The organism is Pseudoalteromonas sp. SR45-6 (assembly GCF_014163545.1).
In the GTDB taxonomy this organism is placed as follows: Bacteria; Pseudomonadota; Gammaproteobacteria; order Enterobacterales; family Alteromonadaceae; genus Pseudoalteromonas; species Pseudoalteromonas rhizosphaerae.
Genome location: NZ_JACJDM010000021.1, coordinates 1 through 19,089, shown reverse-complemented (window position 1 = coordinate 19,089; position 19,089 = coordinate 1). Strand labels below are relative to the sequence as shown.

Here is a 19,089-nt window from a genome sequence, read left to right as displayed (position 1 = left end):
CAGCTATTGGCTGCAATTGAAAAAAGACAACGACAAATAAAACACGTACAATAAAGGGCGCCGCAAGGCGCCTTTTTTATGCGTAGATTTTTATGCGAAGTATGGAGAAAGATATGGCAATTGTTCGTTGTCCTAGTTGTAATAAGTCAATATCCGATAAACACCAACAGTGCCCTCACTGTGAGAATAATGTAGCGCAGCTTGATGATGAACAACGTCAACAGCTAGCGCGCGAAAAACGCATTCAAAAACAACAAATGTTTATGAATCATTCTTTTTTTGCTTTACTGATATTTTTAGGTGGATTCTTTAGTTTATACTTTTTACATCCAGAACCTGAAACTCCATCGTGGTACGCATGCTCCGCAGCCATTGCAATCGGTTGTATTTGGTATTTAATAAACCGCGTTATTTTAGTGACTTTAAAAAAGAAAAAATGACATGAACATCGATAATCTCGTAAAAACAATTACCCCAGAATTATTCGAACGCCTCCAGTATGGTGCCGCAACAGGTAAGTGGCCTGATGGCACGGTACTCAGTGACGAGCAAAAGCAGCAGACAGTGCAATTAGTCATGCTTTACCAAGCAAAAGTAGCGCAAACAAATGAGCAATTCACCATCGGTTCTAATGGTGAAATGGTGCAAAAAACCAAAGCACAATTGCAAAAAGAATTTACCGCAGACAACGAAATAGCAAGGTTTAGTGAACATGATCTTTAAACACCTTTTTACCCCGAAGTGGAAGCACCCGAAGCAACAAGTACGTTTAGAGGCAATTGAAAAGCTAGATGTAGAGCGTGATGCGACGATTTTAAATGCATTAGCTCTGGAAGATAGTTCAGCAGAGATCCGTAAAAAAGCGCTTAATAAAGTCAATGATTTAGTGCTGTGGTGGCAGGCGTATAAACAAGATCAAAGTTTAAAAGAATTAGCAGAACAGCATATATCAAATGCCGTACTGAGTGATGAAAGTAACTTATCTAGCCACATTAAAAACGAATACATAGAGCGTTTTGCTCCGGTAAAAACGCTTGAAAAACTTGCATTTGCAGAAAAAGAACTGCAAGTAAGAGCGAAGCTATTAAAACGTTTGGCTAATCCTAAGTTAGTTGAAAAGGCGTTCAAAGAAGGTTCAAGCGAACTACAAGTGCACCTTGTTGAGCAAGTGATCACCCATCAATTAGTGAAAAGCTTAGTTAAGCATGCACATGATGAGGCAAAATTAACCCTTGAGACGCATATAGAAAATGAGCGTTTAGCAATTGAAATGCCATTAAAAGTACAAAATGATACTCGTGTTATTTTGGCAAAACTTAATGCATTACGTGAAAAACAAGACTATGCGCTTGTTACTCAACAATATGGTGAGTTAACCCAGCAATGGCAGGCACTTGATCTAACCTGGTTAAATCCAGAACAACGCGAGACGGTTGCAAATAAATACATCGTACTAACCGAAAAATTAAATGAGTTAGTTAGTCAATTACAAGCTGTTCATGAGCAACAACAACAACGGTTAGCTCAGCAGCAACGACAATTATTGGCGTTGGCAAATTTAGAAGCGTTAAGTGATGAAATTGAAAATGCGCTACAAGTTGGCTTAGAAACACCAGAGCAAATACAACAAGATTGGTTGGAAGCTAAAGTTGCACAAGCACAGGAAACACTGACACAAAGCGAACTGCAAGACGGCGGGCAAAAAAACCAAGTGACTGGCAGATTAACAAGTTTGTTTAAGCAAGTAGCTAAATTACCAGAGCTTAGTGAAGCGATCAGGGTTTTTAAAACTTCATTAAAAGAATTGAGCAGTATCAACACTGACGATATTGACCAAGCAAATTATGATGAGGCTAATCGCCAATTTAAGCAGACGTATAAAGCGGCGAATGCATCTTTAGCTCAGTTACCTAAGCCGTTACAAGGGCCTTTTAAAGCACAATTAAATGAGCAACAACAACGCTGGAATAAAGCTGTTGCACCTATTAGTGATACATTAACAAAAAATCAGCAACAAGCTACTCGCAAAGGACGCGATGTTCAGCGCCTTATTGAACAAGGCCGTTTTAATGTTGCATTTGGTGTGTTTAAAGGCTTTATTGAGCTGTATGAAACGTTAACTCCAGTTAGTCAGCAAAGTCTTGAAAAAGTCAAAGCAGATCTTGAGCAGCAGTTAGAAAATGCTCGTGATTGGCAAAAGTATGCGTCTGCCCCTAAGCGTGAAGAGCTACTAACTGAAATTACCAGTTTGCTCAATCAACCTTGCACAGATGCCAAGGCGCGTGCAAACGAAGTGAAAACATTACGCCGTCGTTGGAATGAGCTTGGACGTTTAGATACCGAGCAAGAGCAGGCGCAAGGTAAAGAGTTTGATGACAAGATAGAGCTATTATTTGCACCATGTCGTGAACATTTTGCGCAACTTGAACAACAGCGCGAAACGACGAAACTTGAACGCGAAGCGATTATCACTCAGATGAAATCATTGGCTGATACTGATACGACGAGCGATGAGTTTGATTGGAAAGAGTTTGAAAGCCAATACAATCGTATCAATAAAGTATGGCGTAATGCGGGTAATGTAGAGCCAAAAGTATACCGTGCTTTGCAAACACAATATAAAGCGCAGCAACAGCAAGTATTCAATGCGTTGAATGCGTTTCATAAAAGCAACGCGGCAGCAAAAAATGCACTCGTTGAACAAGCACAGCAATTATCAGTAAGTGAAGACTTAGCTGATGCTTGTCAGCAGCTCAAAGAGCTGCAACAGCAGTGGCAGGGAATAGGCTTTGCGGGTGTAAAAGCTGAAAATGCATTATGGCAAAAATTCCGTCAATACAACGATGTGACATTTGCTAAACGCAGTGAGGAGTTTGCTCAGCATAAACAGCAACAAGCCGCCGACAACGCAGTTATCGCAGCACAACTGAGTGAACTTGAAGACGCATTACCAGCGGTTAATCAAAAAGCGCAATTACTAGATTTACGCACTAAGCTAATTGTGCTTGAAGGGAGCAAAGAATTAAATAACCGCATGCAAAAGCTATTAGCTAACATTGATGGTAAATTAGCCGTGCTGACAGAACAAGCAGCACAGGCTGATTTTAGCGCTTTATTTAGTGCGCTTGAAAACCAGCAAGCAATACCTGCACAATGGCAAGGGTGTGCTGATACGCATTTAACCATTACGCAACTGATGTTAAGAATGGAAATTCTAGCTAATGTTGCCAGTCCTGAGGGAGCACCTCGTATGGCTGAGCAGGTTGCAATGCTTGACGATAAGCATCGCGGTGAACAAGCTGATCTACATTATTACTTAAAACAGTTATTGGCTCTGGCTCAAGGTTCAGTTGATGCTGACACACTAGGACGTTTAAAAGCGGTATTTAGCATTTAAATAATCTAGGGCGCCGCAGATTAAATAAAGCCGCCGTTGTGCGGCTTTTGTTTTTATTTGGTTTTTGACGATAATATTATAGTAAAGGAAAAACAATGAAGTATATTTTATTAATTAGCTGTTTATTACTCTCTGCTTGTAACACCACGAACGGCGTATCTGTTTATTCATTTACTAGCAGCGAAATTGAAACAGCACTTAACCAGCAATTACCAAAACTTAGTGAAGAAGTCAGCTTGATGGGGTTACCTGTACAGTTTAATGTGAATGATTTAAGCGTGAATGTCGGCCCTGATAATCGTGATGTAATCGTATTAGGTGCAGATTCGAGTGCTGTTATAAATGCTTTCGCACTTAAATACCCAGTGCGTCTGAAGCTGCAAATAGAAGGTGCGCCATTTTATGATAGTGAGAAAAAAGCGGTATTTCTACGGAATGTAAAATTGCTTGATTCAACTATCGACGCGGGCGGTTTTAAGGGAAACCTAGCGGTGCTTGATGATGAAGCAATGAAAGTTATTAACGGATTTTTAGCTGTAAACCCAGTCTATAGATTAAATATGAATGATCCTAAGGTTGCGCTATTAAGTAAATTACCTTTAGATATGAAAGTAGAGCAGGGCGCAATTAAATTAGTACCTAGCATTTAAACTAATATTATTCAGATGGTTGAAGCCCTGCACGTACAGGGCTTTTTTGTATCTGTTTAAATATAAGTAAGGTGGTTGTTGCTTAATTTAAAAGGGGAGGTACACGCTATAAGGGCTGCTATTTATAACCGTCATCGAGATATAAATTAAAAGAATAATTTTATTATATAGGTACAAGTTGTGTGTTTAATCGACTATACTGATTGTTAGTTAAACACCCTTAATTGCCTTCTTTATGGATAAAGAGCCTATTATGAAAAAATGTAACGTGATATTCAGTGCAACGATGATAGCTGTATTCTCGGTTGTAGCTTTTGCTAATGAGCCCGATTTAAATTCTAATCCTTTTCTTGCAGAACATGCAGCGCAACAGCAGGGCGCTCAGGTGTTTTCTTTTACAGAAACGCCAATTGAACTGCACGAACATGATAAAGTTAATGCAGCTCAAGATACAGACTATATACGGCTCGCTGTAGAGACGAAAACGAATGGGTTTGCGTTAGTCGACACATCTCAGATCAAAGATATTGATAAAGTCATTGCAGAGCAAAAATATGGCCATGAACTATTTCTGCACAGCTTGAAACCTGAAATCATGGCTGCGCAATCAACCGCAGACCAAACTAATTTGTCTGAGCAATTTGCAGGAGACACAGTTGCTTTAGATAATATATTGTTGCAACAAGAATTTACTGTTATGAGTAAAACCGTTGGCGGAAATTTTATTGCCGGTAGCGGTTGGGATCAGTTAACTCAGATTGTCAAGAATGATACGTTTGGTACTGTGATTATAAAAATGTTTAGTTTTAGTCAAAGCAGTGGCGTATATATTGATGCGGACGCGGTGAATTATTATGTAAATAGCAACCCTGGGGTCCTTTATGTACTTAAAGACAATAGCGATAATGTGTACACGAGTTTATCTTGGGCTGACCAAAAGCAATCCTATTCTATTGGTCTTGAAAAAAACATTAATGATATTGGTTTAGCGGGGCGGTTTAAAACGCTAATAACGTCGATGTAGTTGTATTATAAAGTGATCAAATGAATTTATGTAATTGCGAAAATATTGAGATGAACGTTCGTTTTAAAATAAAGCGATTACATACTATTTATGTTAATTAAGCATGTTAAGTATATTTTTCAGCGCTGATAAAGTGAATAATAAACCACTTAACTTTAATAAATGACTATACTAATCTTATTGATTAATCTTAGTTTAAATAAAATCCTTAAAAACTGCTTAATCAGCTTGGCCTATTTTAAAGAATAGGCTTATAATTTAGTTGAATCATATCTAATTTATAACTTTACAACTTAGTGAGTAAAAAATGAAAGAAGTTAAAGCTTTTATTAAATCAGCGAGTCTATCAGACTTAGAAAAAGCACAGGCATTACTTGGCGATGCGATTGCAAAATATACGCAGCAGCAGCAAGCGAAACAAGAAGTACTTGATCTGTTAAAAGCAAAAGGTCTTACTCTTGATGATCTTCAAGACGGTGCCAACGATAAACGCACAAAAGTAATGCCTAAATACCGTATTGAGTTTGAGGGTGAAATTGTTGAATGGACTGGCCGTGGTAAACGCCCTAAAGCATTCCAAGGTGTTGAACTTACCGACCACTTAGCTTAATACTGTAGGGGGTGTATACCCCCTCTTTATTTACAAAATAGTTATTACCCCATTATTTGTTGACCCCTTCGAAGTTGCCACTATGACGTATGTACTACGACCCTATCAACAAGAAGCGGTTGATCGCACTGTCGCTCATTTTCGTAAAACCTCAGATCCTGCTTTAATTGTATTACCTACGGGTGCAGGTAAAAGCTTGGTGATCGCTGAGTTAGCGCGAATTGCCAGAAAGAAAATTTTAGTACTTGCCCATGTCAAAGAGCTTGTTGAGCAAAATGCTGAAAAATATAAAAGCTTTGGCCTTCAGGCGAGTATTTTTTCTGCGGGTTTAAAACAAAAGTCATTGCTACATCAAGTAACGTTTGCCAGTATCCAATCGCTGTCACGCAATCTTGAGCAACTTAACGAACATTATTCGTTAGTGATCATAGATGAATGTCACCGTGTCAGTGGTGAGCAAGATAGCCAGTACCAAAAAGTGATCGTTGCGCTAAAAGCATATAATCCGCAGTTAAAAGTACTTGGGCTTACCGCTACGCCTTATCGTATGGGAATGGGCTGGGTTTATTATCGCCATTATCATGGTTTTGTTCGAGGCGATAAAGCGAGTCCATTTCGAGAATGTATTTTTGAACTACCCCTGCGTTATATGATCAAGCATCATTATTTGACTGCGCCAAAGGAAGTGGATGCGGCGATCAGTCATTATGATTTTTCTTCTTTACAAAGTGATTCCTTCGGACGCTATACAGCCGATGATATGAACCAGTTGCTAGAAAAGCATAGCAGAGCAACCAAAGCTATTATGCAGCAAGTTATTCAGTACAGCGAGCAACGCCAAGGGATCATGATTTTTGCTGCGACCGTATTGCATGCAAAAGAAGTCTATGGTTATTTGCCTGAACAACAAACGGCTTTGATCACCGGGGATACTCCTAACGCTGAACGTGACCGTATTATTTTGGAATTTAAGCAGCGCCGACTAAAGTATTTAGTCAATGTATCGGTGCTCACCACCGGGTTTGATGCGCCTCATGTTGATTTTATTGCTATTTTACGCCCGACAGAGTCGGTTAGTTTATACCAACAAATTGTTGGTCGAGGCCTGCGTTTAAGCGAAGGGAAAACCGAGTGTTTGGTAATTGATTATGCAGGTAATGGCTTTGACTTATTTTACCCCGAAGTAGGAAGTAAAAAAGGCGATAGTGATAACGAGCCTGTACAAGTACTTTGCCCGGGTTGTGGTTTTGCCAATATATTTTGGGGAAAAACCGATACACAAGGTAAAGTGATTGAGCATTTTGGCCGTCGCTGCCAAGGTTTACTCGAAGATGATGATGGCTCAAAAGAGCAATGTGATTACCGTTTTCGCTTTAAAGAATGTGAAGCGTGTGGTGCGCAAAATGATATTGCCGCACGTCAGTGCCAGTCTTGCCATGAGGTAATGGCTGATCCTGATGATAAACTACGTGCTGCATTAAATTTAAAAGATGCATTGGTATTACGTTGCAGTGGTTTAAGTGTTGTTAGCCTTGCAAATAACGAACATATTATTAAAGTTACTTATTATGATGAAGATGGTGCTAGTTGCGATGAAATTTATGATTTCTCAAAGTCCGGCGCCCGTTATGCGTTTAATAAACAATTTGCTCAGCGTACTGCTAATGGTCAAACACCCACAGAATATAAGTCAGCTGGACAAGTTATTGCTGGACAGATGCAGCTTGTTGCACCGGATTTTGTTATTGCTAGAAAGAGTAAAAAATATGGCTGGAAGGTTGCCGATAAACTATTTGATTATCAAGGTAACTTCAGAAAGGCAAATCAGCTAAGCTATTAATAAGCTTAACTGATTTTAGACTTAGGCGTCGTCGCCATCCATTAATCCCCAGCCATCACCATAACCGTTATAGCCATTTGCAATACTTTCTAAATATTGCTCTGTTTGGCCAAGTAAAGTGTGATCTGGCACCATCTCGACCTGAGTTACCACTTCCCAAATACCGGTGTCTGTGCATTGCACTAATTCGGTGGCAGGGGAGAGTTCATCTTTGGCTATCGCGGTGGCAAACTTTTCGGCATCTACTTTTTGCTCAAATAAAATATAGAAATCAATTTTGTGCATTTGGGCCAAATCTATACCCGCAGCGGCGATTTCAGCTAAAAGTTGGCCATTGTCATCATCAGGAAAGTGCATTTAAAAACTCAATAAAATTATTTCAAATTAGTATCGACTATTGTAACCAAAATAAAGCACATAAGCGTACTAATTTTCACATTTGAGTTACTGCGTGAAGTGACTTCAATATGGTACTATTTCAATAATTATCGGTAAATTGTTTTTAAGTAAGGAAATTACTTGCCTAGTTGGATATTAACTCGCTTTGCGGTTGGTTTATTTTTATTTTTTTCGTTTCATGTATTTGCAGCTGCGCAAGTGGTAACTAGTTATGAAATTAATGGTATTAAGGGCGATCTTGAAAAAAACGTTGCGCTGTACTTAAAACAATTAGAAGGTGACAATGCAACCAGTACTTTGTTAAGTCATGCAAAAAAACAAGTGGCGAGTAGTTTAAAAGCACTTGGTTATTATAAACCGACCATTAAGTTAAATTATAATAATGAAACACAAACCTTAGTGGCCACTATTGAGCGCGGACCTGTAACACGAATTGCAGACGTACGTATTACTGTCCAAGGTGATGGTAAAGATGACCCTCTACTCAAGCATAGCATCAACACTATTAATTTAAATCAAGGGGATATTTTAAATCACAGTAACTATGATGCGGCGCGTAAAAAAATTGAAGGGCAATTGCTTGAGTTAGGATATTTTGATGTTAAATGGCTAGCACACCAACTCGCAATTTCATTAAAGAATAACAGTGCTGAAGTGATCCTAACGATCGACACCGGTGTTCGTTATCAATTTGGTGAGTTAGTTTTAGGTGAAGAAACTCGAGCTGAAAAATACATCCGTTCTATTGCAAAATTTCAGCAAGGTGAAGCTTATAAAGCAACCTTGGTATCTGAGTATAACTTAGCGCTTTCAACCACTCCTTATTTTGCCAGCGTACGTGTTTACGCTGATATTTCTAATCGTGCAAATAAGCAAGTGCCTATTAGGGTTGACGTGCTACACAAACCTGCCAATAGTTATGAAATAGGCGGCGGCTACAGTACAGATCTGGGGCCCAAAGTGCGTTTTAAATGGTCTAAGCCTTGGATCACTGAAAATGGCCACTACCTTGAAAGTAACTTAAATGTGTCACAGCGTCAGCAAGATATTTCACTTGGTTACACTGTCCCTGTTGATGATCCAAATGATGACTTATGGCGTTTTTCTGTTGGTTACAAGTTAGAAGATGAGTTAACTAACGACGTATACAGTAAAATTCTCACAGGGCAACTACAACGGCAATGGTTGACCAATGATAACTGGGTTCGTACCGCTTTTTTACGCCGCGATCGTGAAACATACCGAATTGGCGATACAGAGCAAAGCTCAAAAATGTTAATGCCCGGGCTCAGTTACGCTAAAAAAGTTACCGAGGGAGGCACAACACCATCATCAGGATATCAATGGCTGGTGTCGGCAGAGTTTGGCTTAAAGGACATGTTTTCAACTACTAATATCGTCAGAATGCAGATACAAAATGCTTGGTTGCAAACATACCTTGACCGACATCTGATTTTTTTAAAAGCAAATATTGGTGCAATGTTGGTTGATGATATTGATAACGTACCATTTTCACTGCGTTTTTATGCTGGTGGTGATCAAAGCGTACGTGGTTTTGCATATCAATCAATATCACCTGAAGATGAAGCCGGTCGTTTGATTGGTGGTAAATATCTAATTACAGGTACTGTTGAATATAATTACCAGTTTGCAGAAAGTTGGCGAGCAGCCTTATTTGTAGACAGCGGTACAGCGACCAATGACTTTACTGACCGTGTAGAAGTGGGGGCTGGGTTTGGTATTCGTTATTTAACACCAGTAGGCCCTGTGAGAATTGATCACGCGTGGGGACTCACTAAAGAAAGTAACAGTACACGATTAAGTATTACCATAGGGCCTGAAATTTAATGTCAAGAATGAAAAAAATCATCACCGCACTCACAGTGTTTCTTGCCTCGGTATTCGTGCTGGTATTTTGTTTATTATTTACAGCACCGGGTAATCAGTTGATTGCCTATACCGCAAACAAACTAGTCGATGGCTTACACATAGATATTAACAATGGCCGTTTTTTATATAACGATTCATTTGATGTGCGGTTTCAACAAGGTGGCTTAGATTTTAATGCTAAAAACCTAAAAATCGATCTATATTGGTGGGGATGTGAAGGTATTTGCATCGAAAATATAAGTGCGCAGAGCATGGCACTGGTATTGCCCGATACTTCACAAAATTTAGCTGATGATGAAGCGACTGTTCCAGAGCTGCCAGTTGCCAGTAGTACTGATGAAATCAGTTTACCGATAGCAATTTCGATTAAACGTATCGCAATTGCATCGTTTAAGCTTGCTCATCCCAGCGCTGATGTCACAGTGACAAAATTTGCGCTGTCAGCCTCGGCAGAGCAATCCCTTGTGACGTTAAAATCACTCTCAATTGCTCAAGTTGATGTGCTGCTCAAAGAGACTCAATCACCTCCTAGCGAACCACTAACTGCACTTGCGGCGTTACCTGACATCCATTTTAGCTCGCCGCTTGCAGCAACACTTGAGCAATTATTGGTATCGAAAGTAACGATTGTACAGGGTGAGCAAAGTCATGAAATTACAGATATTAAAGGTGCTTTCTCAATTGCAAAAAATCAACTGATATTACCTTCATTCAGTGCTGACTATTTGCAATGGCATTTGAGTAGCCAATTAAAAGCCTCCTTAGTTGATGATACGCCGGTTACGGCAAAAATAACTCTTAACAATCCAGAGCATCAGCTCAGTTTGGCTGTGGATGGTGATTTACACGATTTGCAATTAGATGTAATCACCCAAGGGCAATATCCGCTAAGTGCAAAAATAAACGCAGATTTAAAAACGATAAACTTTCCTTTTTCAGTCAATGCAAATATTACTCAGTGGCAGCTTGAAGTAGATAACAACGCTTTAGAGATTAGTGATGTGCAGTTAACTGGCAAAGGTAATGCTGATGATTATAAGTTACAGCTAATAGCACAAAGTCAGTTGGCGGCATACCCTAAGGTACAGTTAAAGTCCTCTCTTAAAGGTGGCCTAACCCAGATCCACGTCGATGACTTGTCATTGTTAGCGAACGAGAGTAAAGCCACTATTACAGCGTCTGCGCGTTGGGATGAAGGTATCCATAGTGAGTTTTCAGGGCAATTAACTCATTTGAAAGCCCAGTACCTAACAGATGCGCTAACAAGTGATCTTTCAGGGCAATTTAACGGTGTTTTCAGTGCTAAGCAGCAGCAATGGCAGCTGAAAATGACCAATACTCAGCTAGCTGGTACGCTGAACGATATACCATTTAGCTTTGCCTCAGACTTTGATTTAAATAACTCACTGTATGCAAGTATTGATAAGTTTGAGCTTGCCAGTGGTGAAAATAAACTTACATTATCTGGTGATATCACTAAGCAGTGGAATATTAAAGGGCTGTTACATTTAAATAAAGCGCAGCAAAATGAACTCGAATTTACCGGCGTTGGTGAAGGTAAGCTTGCGATAACTGGGCAACGATTGGAGCCGATAGTTAATTTAGATGTTGGCATCAGTCATTTAAGCTTTACTGATATTGCGATTGAACATTTAGCGCTCAAAACAGACTTTAATTATGCCGCTGATTGGCAAACCAATGTGAGTTTAAAACTCACCGATGCGAGCGTATCTGGTCGTCATATCAACAGTTTTACTATAGCAGCTGCAGGTGATAAAGCTGATCATCAACTGCAACTTAATTTAGATGCCGCTGACGGAGAAGCTCAATTTGAAGTTGCTGGTAAATTTATTAATCAAGTATGGCAAGGCCGTGTCAGTGATGTATTACTTACTGATAATGTTATTCGTGTTAGCACACAACCGGCGGTTGCAATTGAATTTAATATCGACAATGGCGATTTTTCGGTGCAGCAACATTGCTGGAAAAGTGACAATAGCAAACTTTGCGTTGAGCAGCTTAGCCAAACTAACCAACAAGGTCAGTTTAAAGCGCAACTGGATAATTTTGATCTAGCCGAAATAAAACATTTATTACCTGAGAATATTATTACCGAAGGGGGCTTGAACGGCCAACTAAATGCGAATTGGCAAAACACTCAATTACAAACTTTAACAGCAGCAATTAGCTCACATGATTTGGCGGCTACGCTTATAAATGAAGATAAGCGCTATCGTTTACCAATAGAAACGTTTTCGCTTAACGCCACCGCGGGTCAACAAAATGCACAATTGCAGGCTCGCCTAAGCTCTAGTGTGATTGGTGATATCAGTGCTGACCTCAATGCTGAAGATTTAACTGGTCAGCAATTGCTTCGTGGTCAACTTATGATTGATAAGATTTTATTAACCGATTTACAGCCTTTTATGGGTACTCTAGAGCAATTAAAAGGCAGTATTAGCGGGCAAATTGCGTTAGCTGGCACGCTCAGTGCGCCATTGTTAAATGGTGAACTTGAGATTTCCGACGTGAATTTACAAGGCGAGCAACTTCCAGTCGCGATTGTGGATTCAAATATTAGTATCGCATTTGATAAAACCAAAGCGACCTTAGAGGGTCAGTTAAAAGATGCTGAAGGCGGTGACTTAGCACTGACCGGTGATATTGATTGGCAAGGGACTCAACCTGCAGTTAACTTAGCGGTACTTGGTGAGCAGTTTTATGTGCGTGCGCAGCAAGGAGTGATTTTTAAGATCTCCCCAGACTTAAAAATAAGTTTAGTTGATAATGCTTTTAAACTAGCAGGGCAAGTGGTTGTCCCGTATGGTCGAATAGAAATCGAAGAGTTACCAGAAGGCGCTGTGCGAGTCAGTGATGATGAGATTATTATTGATAAGCAGACTAAGCAAACGCAAGCAGTGCCTTTTGATTACGATATAAACTTAAAGCTAATTGTTGAAAACGATGTGCGTATAAAATCTTTTGGTTTGGAGTCAAAAATTGAAGGTGATTTAGCGATTAAAATGGATCAACAAACGCCAATGATCACCACCGGTGAATTGAATTTACGACAAGGGACATATCGTTCATTTGGTCAAGATTTGATAATTCGCACCGGGCAAATTGGTTTTAGTGGCCCAATTGATAAGCCGTACTTAAATATTAAAGCGATCCGTAATCCAGCCAATACAGCTAATGATGTTATTGCCGGGATCACTTTAACAGGCAATATCGACCAGCCTGTATTCAAAGTGTTTTCAGAGCCTGCAATGGATCAAGCACAATCACTCGCTTACTTGTTAAATGGTCAACCATTAGGTGAAGGTGATAGCTCAACCGATGCGATGTTAACTCAGTTGTTGCTATCGCAAGGGGTGAGCCGCAGCGAAGGAATGGTTTCTAAAGTTGGTGAAACGTTTGGTTTATCTGATGTGAGTTTGAGCTCTAAGGGTAGCGGCGAGGAAACCAAAGTTGAAATTTCGGGTTACGTTGCGCCAGGCATTCAAGTGAAATACAGTGTGGGGATTTTTGACTCCCTTAGTGAAGTGGCTGTACGCTATCAGTTACTGTCGCAGTTATACATTGAAATCACCAGTGGCCTGTATCAAAATGTTGATATTCTTTATAAATTCGATTTAGATTAATGGTCATGATGCATTGAGAGCCTATATTTTAGCTTATTTATTTTGTTCTTTTAGTGGCTTAGCTAACACGCAATTAAGTGTTAGCTAAGCCGAAGGTCATCCTTATCCTGCTGAGTTACTCGCACTGGTATTAAGTAAGTCTGCTATCACTATTGCGCAAGCTAATTTAAAAAATCGTCTAATTGTTCAGCTTCGCAATCCCTTATTGCCGCGCAGTGCGCCGATTCAGCAACAACAATTTTGGCTTGATAAAAAAACCTTAACCCAATAATGTAGCACCACTAATAATAAAAAAAGTTGTGGGATATGTTGAAAAAATCATGCTTAGCTGCGGTTGCGTTAATCTTGAGTCAAACAAGCGTGGCAAACACGGTTGAACAACCAACAGTCAGTGATGTAATGAGTAATGTAAGCGCATCAGAATGGCGAATGGTAGACACTGATAATATCATTAAAATTACTCTACCTTCGGGCGCGGCGTATATTGAACTTAATCCATTACTTGCACCAAAACACACACAGAATATAAAAAAACTTGCTCGTGAAGGCTTTTATAGAGGTTTGAGTGTTTACCGTTTTGTGGAAGGTTTTGTAGCCCAAGGCGGTGATGCCAGTGGTAAAAAAGTAATTAACACTGCAAGTAAAGCTGTACCTGCTGAGTTTTATTTAGCGACTAAAATGGCACTTAAAATTACCGAACTGGATAGAGAAGATGGTTACGCTGCAATCACGGGGTTTTTAAATGGCTTTGCAGTGGCACAAAATGAAGCGCAAACCCAAACTTGGCAAGTACATTGTAACGGTATATTTGCGATGGCAAGGGATAATGATATTAACAGCGGTGGCACTGAGTTTTATGTCACATTAGGTCATGGACCTCGTTACTTAGATAGAAATATTACCGTATTTGGCCGGGTGCTAGAAGGCATGGCTCATTTTAATCTGCTCTCACGCATAGAAACAGCAGGAGAGAAATTTAATCCAATAACGGATCTGCAAGTTTTAGCTGATATAAGCAAAGAGGACCTGAGTCAATTTAAGATGCTAAAAACAGATTCTAATAGTTTTAAAATGTTGATTAAAGCGCGTCAAAATCGCAGTGAAGCATGGTTTGTAGAAACGCCTAATTATGTTGATGTATGCGGTATGTCAATACCAACTAAAAGAGTTAGTGAGCTAGAAAGTTAGCGAGTTGAAAATTAACCCCGAGCGGGCTCGGGGTTCTATACAATAAAATGACTATTATTGGCGGTTTATTTTCACGTTAAATGGTATTGTATCGTGATCTGTGGATCGATATGGGTTGATATCAAGGCCACCACGTCGGGTGTAACGGGCATAAACTTCAAGCTTGGTAATCTTCAATTGCGTGATTAAGTCACAATAAATACGCTCAACACATTGCTCATGAAACTCATTATGAGTACGAAAAGAAATCAAATACCGCAATAAAGACTCTTTACATACTTGCTCACCGGTATAGCGAATAATAATACTCGCCCAGTCAGGTTGTGAGGTGATCAAGCAATTAGATTTTAATAAGTGACTGTGCAGTGTTTCAGTCACTGTATTTGTCGCGACCGCTTGTAAAGAGTTAGCATGTAAATGGTAGTTATCAATTTCAATGTCTAAGTCGTCAATGCACTCACCAGGCAACGGCGTACAGGGTAAACAGTTATAATCACTCGGGCTGTACAAAGTAACATTGACGGGCTTTGCTACTGCTGTCGATAGATCCGCAGTTAGAATAGCCTGTACGTCATCAATTGAATCAAAACGGCTTTGATTAAAGCTATTTAAATATAACTTAAAAGACTTTGATTCAATGATATGGCTACTTTGACAAGGAAATTCAAAGGTGGCCACGGCAACCACAGGTTTACCTTTTGCGTTTAACCACGACAGCTCATAGCCAGTCCAAAGATCTTGACCTTTAAAGGGTAAGGCACTTTCATCAATGTTTAAATCATCGCGGTTAAGTTTACGTGCGATCGGAAACAATAAGCTCGGTGTGTAGGTATCTACATACTCGGTTGACTGGCCAAGTACGCTGCCTTTTAGTTCAGGTGAATTGCTGTAATCTGTCATGTTACGTCTTTTATAGTTACAATAGCGCCATTATACCTAAAGCTTATGAGTTTCACAGTATGAGTATTGCTACAGAATTAGAACAACTTCATCAACGATTTGCCCAGCGCCAGTTAGAGCAGACAGATTCATTACCATGTATTGAGCACGACAGTGATTGGTCAAGCCCTTGTGAGGTTGGCAGTGCGGATGCAAATGGTATGATCCAATGGCAGGCGACGCGTCGCAGTCCTACAGGCTCTTTAACTGATTTAGCAGCAGCCCTTGAGGTTGAATTTCCACAAGCACTGAATGAGTATTATGGCGCGTTTTTCGCAGGAGCAATTACTGCCAAAATAAACCAACATAGCGTGGAGTTACTGCAAGCTTGGAATGAAGATGACTTTGATTTACTGCAGCAAAATATAACCGGGCATGTATTGATGAAGCGTAAGCTTAAGCAAGAGCCAACGGTATTTATAGGCTTAACGGATCAAGACGATTTATTAGTATCAGTATTAATTTCTTCAGGTGAAGTATGTTTGGAGTATGTCGGAAAGAAACCGCATCATACCTTAGCGGCTAATCTTGGAGAGTTTATTGCAGCACTTGAAATATAACAATGCTAAAAAAGGGAACTGCAGTTCCCTTTTGTTTTATTACTGAAAATCCCACGATATATTAGACACTAAACCACATGGTTCACATCTAAAATCAAATAAGCCAAACCATGATTCAGGTAACTTCCACTCGTTATTACAGCCTGGGCATTTACGTTCAAGCTCAGATGCTTTGTCTTTGCCACCAACCCGATACAAATAATAATAAACTGGCTTTTTAGTTAAAAAGCTAACACGTTTGGCAATATCTTTACCGCGACGAGAAAGATCGCTATCAATGTTTGATATTTCATCTAATGCAGGAAATTCACAACGCGTTGCACCATTAATTTGAATTTGGTCGCATGCTTGCCAGTCTTCTTGCCATTTTATTAAAGTTTTATAATCACCATTGGCAATCGCGGGTATTTTAAACAACGGAACGGGTAAAAAATCATCACCGCAATACAGCGGACTACATGTATGCACATAGGTTGTATATAAAATATAGCTGGACGGCTCATGACACTCATCTGCACCATTAGAGTGAATATCTTGGCCGATCACTTTTACTTTTGGTGCCAGCAATCCAGCGCTATGTAATTTATCAATGCTGTGTTTTACAAATGGACTGTTGTTGAGCGGGTGCATTGCATCATCAGTGGGACACATAACACGCGTTACAAAGTAGCCATCTTTTAATACTGTTGGGAATTCTTCTCCCATTATTTGCCCATTAAAGCGCAGTGCATTAACTAAGCGGTTTATCGCTTGTTCGGCATTTTCAAGGGTCGTATCTTGGTAACAATCAAACGTTAAATCAACAACAAACATGATGGATCTCTAATTTATTATTTTTCAAGTAGTGCTAGTAAGCGGTCTAGTTTTGCTTCGATGCGATCAAGTTGACTAGAGTTGTCTACAGTCTCACTTTTTTGCTGAGGTTGTTTTGCTAAATTATGGATAGAATCAGGGTTATTTTTATATTGGCTAACAGCAGCAATAATAACAGGCAATGGAATAGGTTGTGTCAGTTTACTTTTAGTTAAAGCTACAGTAGGAATTTTGCCTTCATCAAGAAGGGCTTTAATTGCATCAAAAACAACAGCATTCATTCGATTTTTAAACTCTTTAAAGTAAGGCATAGCACTAACATGTGCTGCGCCGGGTATAATAACAGGTGGTTGGCCGTAGCCAAATACTTTTACTGCTGACGTAAACGTACATCCAGTTCGTCAATCACTTCACTCCAATCACCATCTTCTGCTAATGATTCAGCAATAAAATGTTGTTGTGCTTGATCCCAAAAAGGGGCGTCTTGTAATAATGTTGTGGCGGGTAATGAATGAGCAGCAATGAAAGTGTCAATCTCAGCCTCTGAACTTGGTAAGCCGAGTTGTTTGAATAATGTATTGATATCGTGTTTAGTGGTATCCATGTCATGCCCCTTGATGGTAACGGTAAAACAGTTATAGAACTTTATGATGGGTTGTTAGAGTTTAACACCCGCTGAATTTGCCTTTTAACGCAGATAGGAATATACCTATAGTTGTTGATGTACAAAAAATCAAAATAATAAAAAGGACTAGCTATGACAGTTGAGACTGAAAATGAGACATTTCGAGTTCAATATATCGCTGCAGAAGACATTAGTATTGCTGCGAGCTTAATCTATCAAGCTTATCATGATGATCCGCTATTGCAACCAATGCTCAATTATAGTGAGGCGAATAAAGCCGTTTATGAAAAAAAATTACGTGCTCTGATCCGTGAAGAGCTCAGTACTTTTTGGCAAGAAAAACAGCCGCTGATTGGTTTATATAAAAATGATCGTTTAAAAGCGGTTGCGTGTGTATTCGAATCATCAAGTCAGCTGCAAGCACAGCGCTATTGGCACTGGCGTTTAAAGTTAATGCTTAGTGCTGGCTATTTGCAAACAAATCAATTAATTGAAAAAGAGCAAACGATCCGTAATGCGCTCGCAGCACAAGGAAATTACTATTTTTTAGCCTTTATCGCAGTTGATCCTCATTTTCATGGTGAAGGCCTCGGCCGTCATCTACTGCGTGGCTTGAATGATTTAGTTAGCGGTAATCCAGCTGCATCGGGTATGGCTGTATTTGTAACCCAAGATAAACATACCGCGTTTTTTGCCAGTGAAGGTTTTGTGCACTTACAACAACTGACTTTTAACAATGTACAAGGTGAACTGCTATTTAAATCAGCTCAATAGCATTGATTTAAGATAAAGCGCCATAATGGAAATGTCACTGTAGGAGATGTCTCACATTATCGTGCGCTTAAGCCTTTTATATCGCTGTGATCATGATTGATTTCATCGTAACAAACTGTTTTATAGTAAAAAAATTGTTTTTGCAAATTTGTTACATGAAAATTATTATTATTTATGACTACCGCTGAGTCCACTTTGCTTTAAACTTTACTTTGTCAAGACGACACAGACTCAATGAATGAGCTGCTGCCAAGGAAACGGATTATGGCAATTAAGCAAGATGCTTAGCAGGAAGCAAATGGACAAGTTAACACGGATGCAAGGATGAGTTAGGACACTGCGAGGATGCGGTACATTAGCGGAGCTAATGATAAGGATAGCCCAAAGGATTATATTACAGGAAGTAATAGGAGCGTTTGGAAACGCAGGATGGCCAGGTAGGCAAAGAGGATAACACTAGGATGTGTAGGATATTGCATAGATGCAATGTGAGGGTGTATTTGGATATATACCCGTTCAGGGGATAGATAAAAATGGTAGCTTCGGCGTAGGTATGGATGCCTTATTATGGACGAAGTCAGATTGGGGCGTAACTATATGTTACGCCTTAGTTTTTTATAGTTAACGTGAAATGATTAAATATCAGTGTGCGCTGCTAACTCGTTAACTTTCTAACTCGCTAACTTGCAAACTTGCAAACTTGCTAACTCGCTAACTTTCTAACTTTCTAACTCGC

At 39.6% G+C, this 19,089-nt stretch carries 17 protein-coding genes; 12 read left to right on the top strand and 5 right to left on the bottom strand.

Annotated elements, in window-relative coordinates; translation table 11 throughout:
• The first annotated feature begins 113 nt into the window (after positions 1–113).
• From H5158_RS10810 to H5158_RS10780, 7 genes are all read left to right on the top strand, one after another.
• A complete protein-coding gene (locus H5158_RS10810) occupies positions 114–440 on the top strand; it encodes a hypothetical protein (protein WP_149982912.1) in 327 nt (108 codons plus the stop codon).
• A gap of 1 nt (position 441) precedes the next feature.
• Positions 442–723, top strand: coding sequence for a YeaC family protein (locus H5158_RS10805; protein ID WP_016707757.1), 282 nt, complete (start codon positions 442–444; stop codon positions 721–723).
• Entirely contained in the window at positions 713–3,397 is a 2,685-nt protein-coding gene (locus H5158_RS10800; RefSeq protein ID WP_182740009.1) for a DUF349 domain-containing protein, read from the top strand. The genes H5158_RS10805 and H5158_RS10800 overlap by 11 nt, the downstream gene beginning before the upstream one ends.
• A gap of 95 nt (positions 3,398–3,492) precedes the next feature.
• A complete protein-coding gene (locus tag H5158_RS10795) occupies positions 3,493–4,047 on the top strand; it encodes a DUF1439 domain-containing protein (protein ID WP_182717938.1) in 555 nt (184 codons plus the stop codon).
• Between the two features lie 253 nt (positions 4,048–4,300).
• Entirely contained in the window at positions 4,301–5,071 is a 771-nt protein-coding gene (locus H5158_RS10790) for a hypothetical protein (RefSeq protein ID WP_182740008.1), read from the top strand.
• A 307-nt stretch (positions 5,072–5,378) separates the two neighbouring features.
• A complete protein-coding gene (locus H5158_RS10785; protein WP_149982916.1) occupies positions 5,379–5,681 on the top strand; it encodes an H-NS family nucleoid-associated regulatory protein in 303 nt (100 codons plus the stop codon).
• Positions 5,682–5,763: 82 nt separating this feature from the next.
• Entirely contained in the window at positions 5,764–7,521 is a 1,758-nt protein-coding gene (locus H5158_RS10780) for a DEAD/DEAH box helicase (RefSeq protein WP_182740007.1), read from the top strand.
• Positions 7,522–7,542: 21 nt separating this feature from the next.
• Here H5158_RS10780 and H5158_RS10775 read toward each other — a convergent pair whose 3' ends face one another.
• Positions 7,543–7,878, bottom strand: coding sequence for a ribonuclease E inhibitor RraB (locus H5158_RS10775; protein ID WP_182717941.1), 336 nt, complete (start codon positions 7,876–7,878; stop codon positions 7,543–7,545).
• Positions 7,879–8,052: 174 nt separating this feature from the next.
• Between H5158_RS10775 and H5158_RS10770 the strand changes: the two genes are divergently transcribed.
• The 3 genes from H5158_RS10770 (at position 8,053) to H5158_RS10760 (ending at position 14,642) form a co-directional block, all read left to right on the top strand.
• The gene (locus tag H5158_RS10770; RefSeq protein ID WP_404936145.1) at positions 8,053–9,768 is read left to right on the top strand and encodes an autotransporter assembly complex family protein; all 1,716 of its coding nucleotides are present in this window, start codon (positions 8,053–8,055) and stop codon (positions 9,766–9,768) included.
• Positions 9,768–13,454 (top strand): translocation/assembly module TamB domain-containing protein, encoded by a 3,687-nt coding sequence (locus H5158_RS10765; protein WP_182740005.1) that lies wholly within the window; start codon positions 9,768–9,770, stop codon positions 13,452–13,454. Before H5158_RS10770 ends, H5158_RS10765 begins: the two co-directional genes overlap by 1 nt.
• Positions 13,455–13,760: 306 nt before the next feature.
• Positions 13,761–14,642 carry a peptidylprolyl isomerase gene (locus H5158_RS10760; RefSeq protein ID WP_182717944.1) on the top strand — a complete coding sequence of 294 codons (882 nt, stop codon included), beginning with the start codon at positions 13,761–13,763 and terminating at the stop codon, positions 14,640–14,642.
• A 54-nt stretch (positions 14,643–14,696) separates the two neighbouring features.
• Here H5158_RS10760 and queF read toward each other — a convergent pair whose 3' ends face one another.
• On the bottom strand, positions 14,697–15,542 hold the full coding sequence (gene queF, locus H5158_RS10755; protein WP_182717945.1) for an NADPH-dependent 7-cyano-7-deazaguanine reductase QueF: 846 nt from the start codon (positions 15,540–15,542) through the stop codon (positions 14,697–14,699).
• 59 nt (positions 15,543–15,601) lie between these two features.
• On the opposite strand from queF, the gene syd reads away from it, so the two are divergent.
• Positions 15,602–16,141, top strand: a complete 540-nt coding sequence (gene syd, locus H5158_RS10750) for a SecY-interacting protein (RefSeq protein WP_182731911.1) — start codon at positions 15,602–15,604, stop codon at positions 16,139–16,141.
• Positions 16,142–16,180: 39 nt separating this feature from the next.
• Here syd and H5158_RS10745 read toward each other — a convergent pair whose 3' ends face one another.
• The 3 genes from H5158_RS10745 to H5158_RS10735 all read right to left on the bottom strand — a co-directional run bounded on the left by H5158_RS10745 (position 16,181) and on the right by H5158_RS10735 (position 17,558).
• Positions 16,181–16,954, bottom strand: coding sequence for a Zn-ribbon-containing protein (locus H5158_RS10745; protein ID WP_149982924.1), 774 nt, complete (start codon positions 16,952–16,954; stop codon positions 16,181–16,183).
• Between the two features lie 17 nt (positions 16,955–16,971).
• Positions 16,972–17,235 carry a hypothetical protein gene (locus tag H5158_RS10740; protein WP_149982925.1) on the bottom strand — a complete coding sequence of 88 codons (264 nt, stop codon included), beginning with the start codon at positions 17,233–17,235 and terminating at the stop codon, positions 16,972–16,974.
• Between the two features lie 89 nt (positions 17,236–17,324).
• Positions 17,325–17,558 (bottom strand): DUF2789 domain-containing protein, encoded by a 234-nt coding sequence (locus H5158_RS10735; RefSeq protein ID WP_145241632.1) that lies wholly within the window; start codon positions 17,556–17,558, stop codon positions 17,325–17,327.
• Positions 17,559–17,711: 153 nt separating this feature from the next.
• Between H5158_RS10735 and H5158_RS10730 the strand changes: the two genes are divergently transcribed.
• Positions 17,712–18,353, top strand: coding sequence for a GNAT family N-acetyltransferase (locus H5158_RS10730; protein WP_182717947.1), 642 nt, complete (start codon positions 17,712–17,714; stop codon positions 18,351–18,353).
• Positions 18,354–19,089 lie beyond the last annotated feature (736 nt).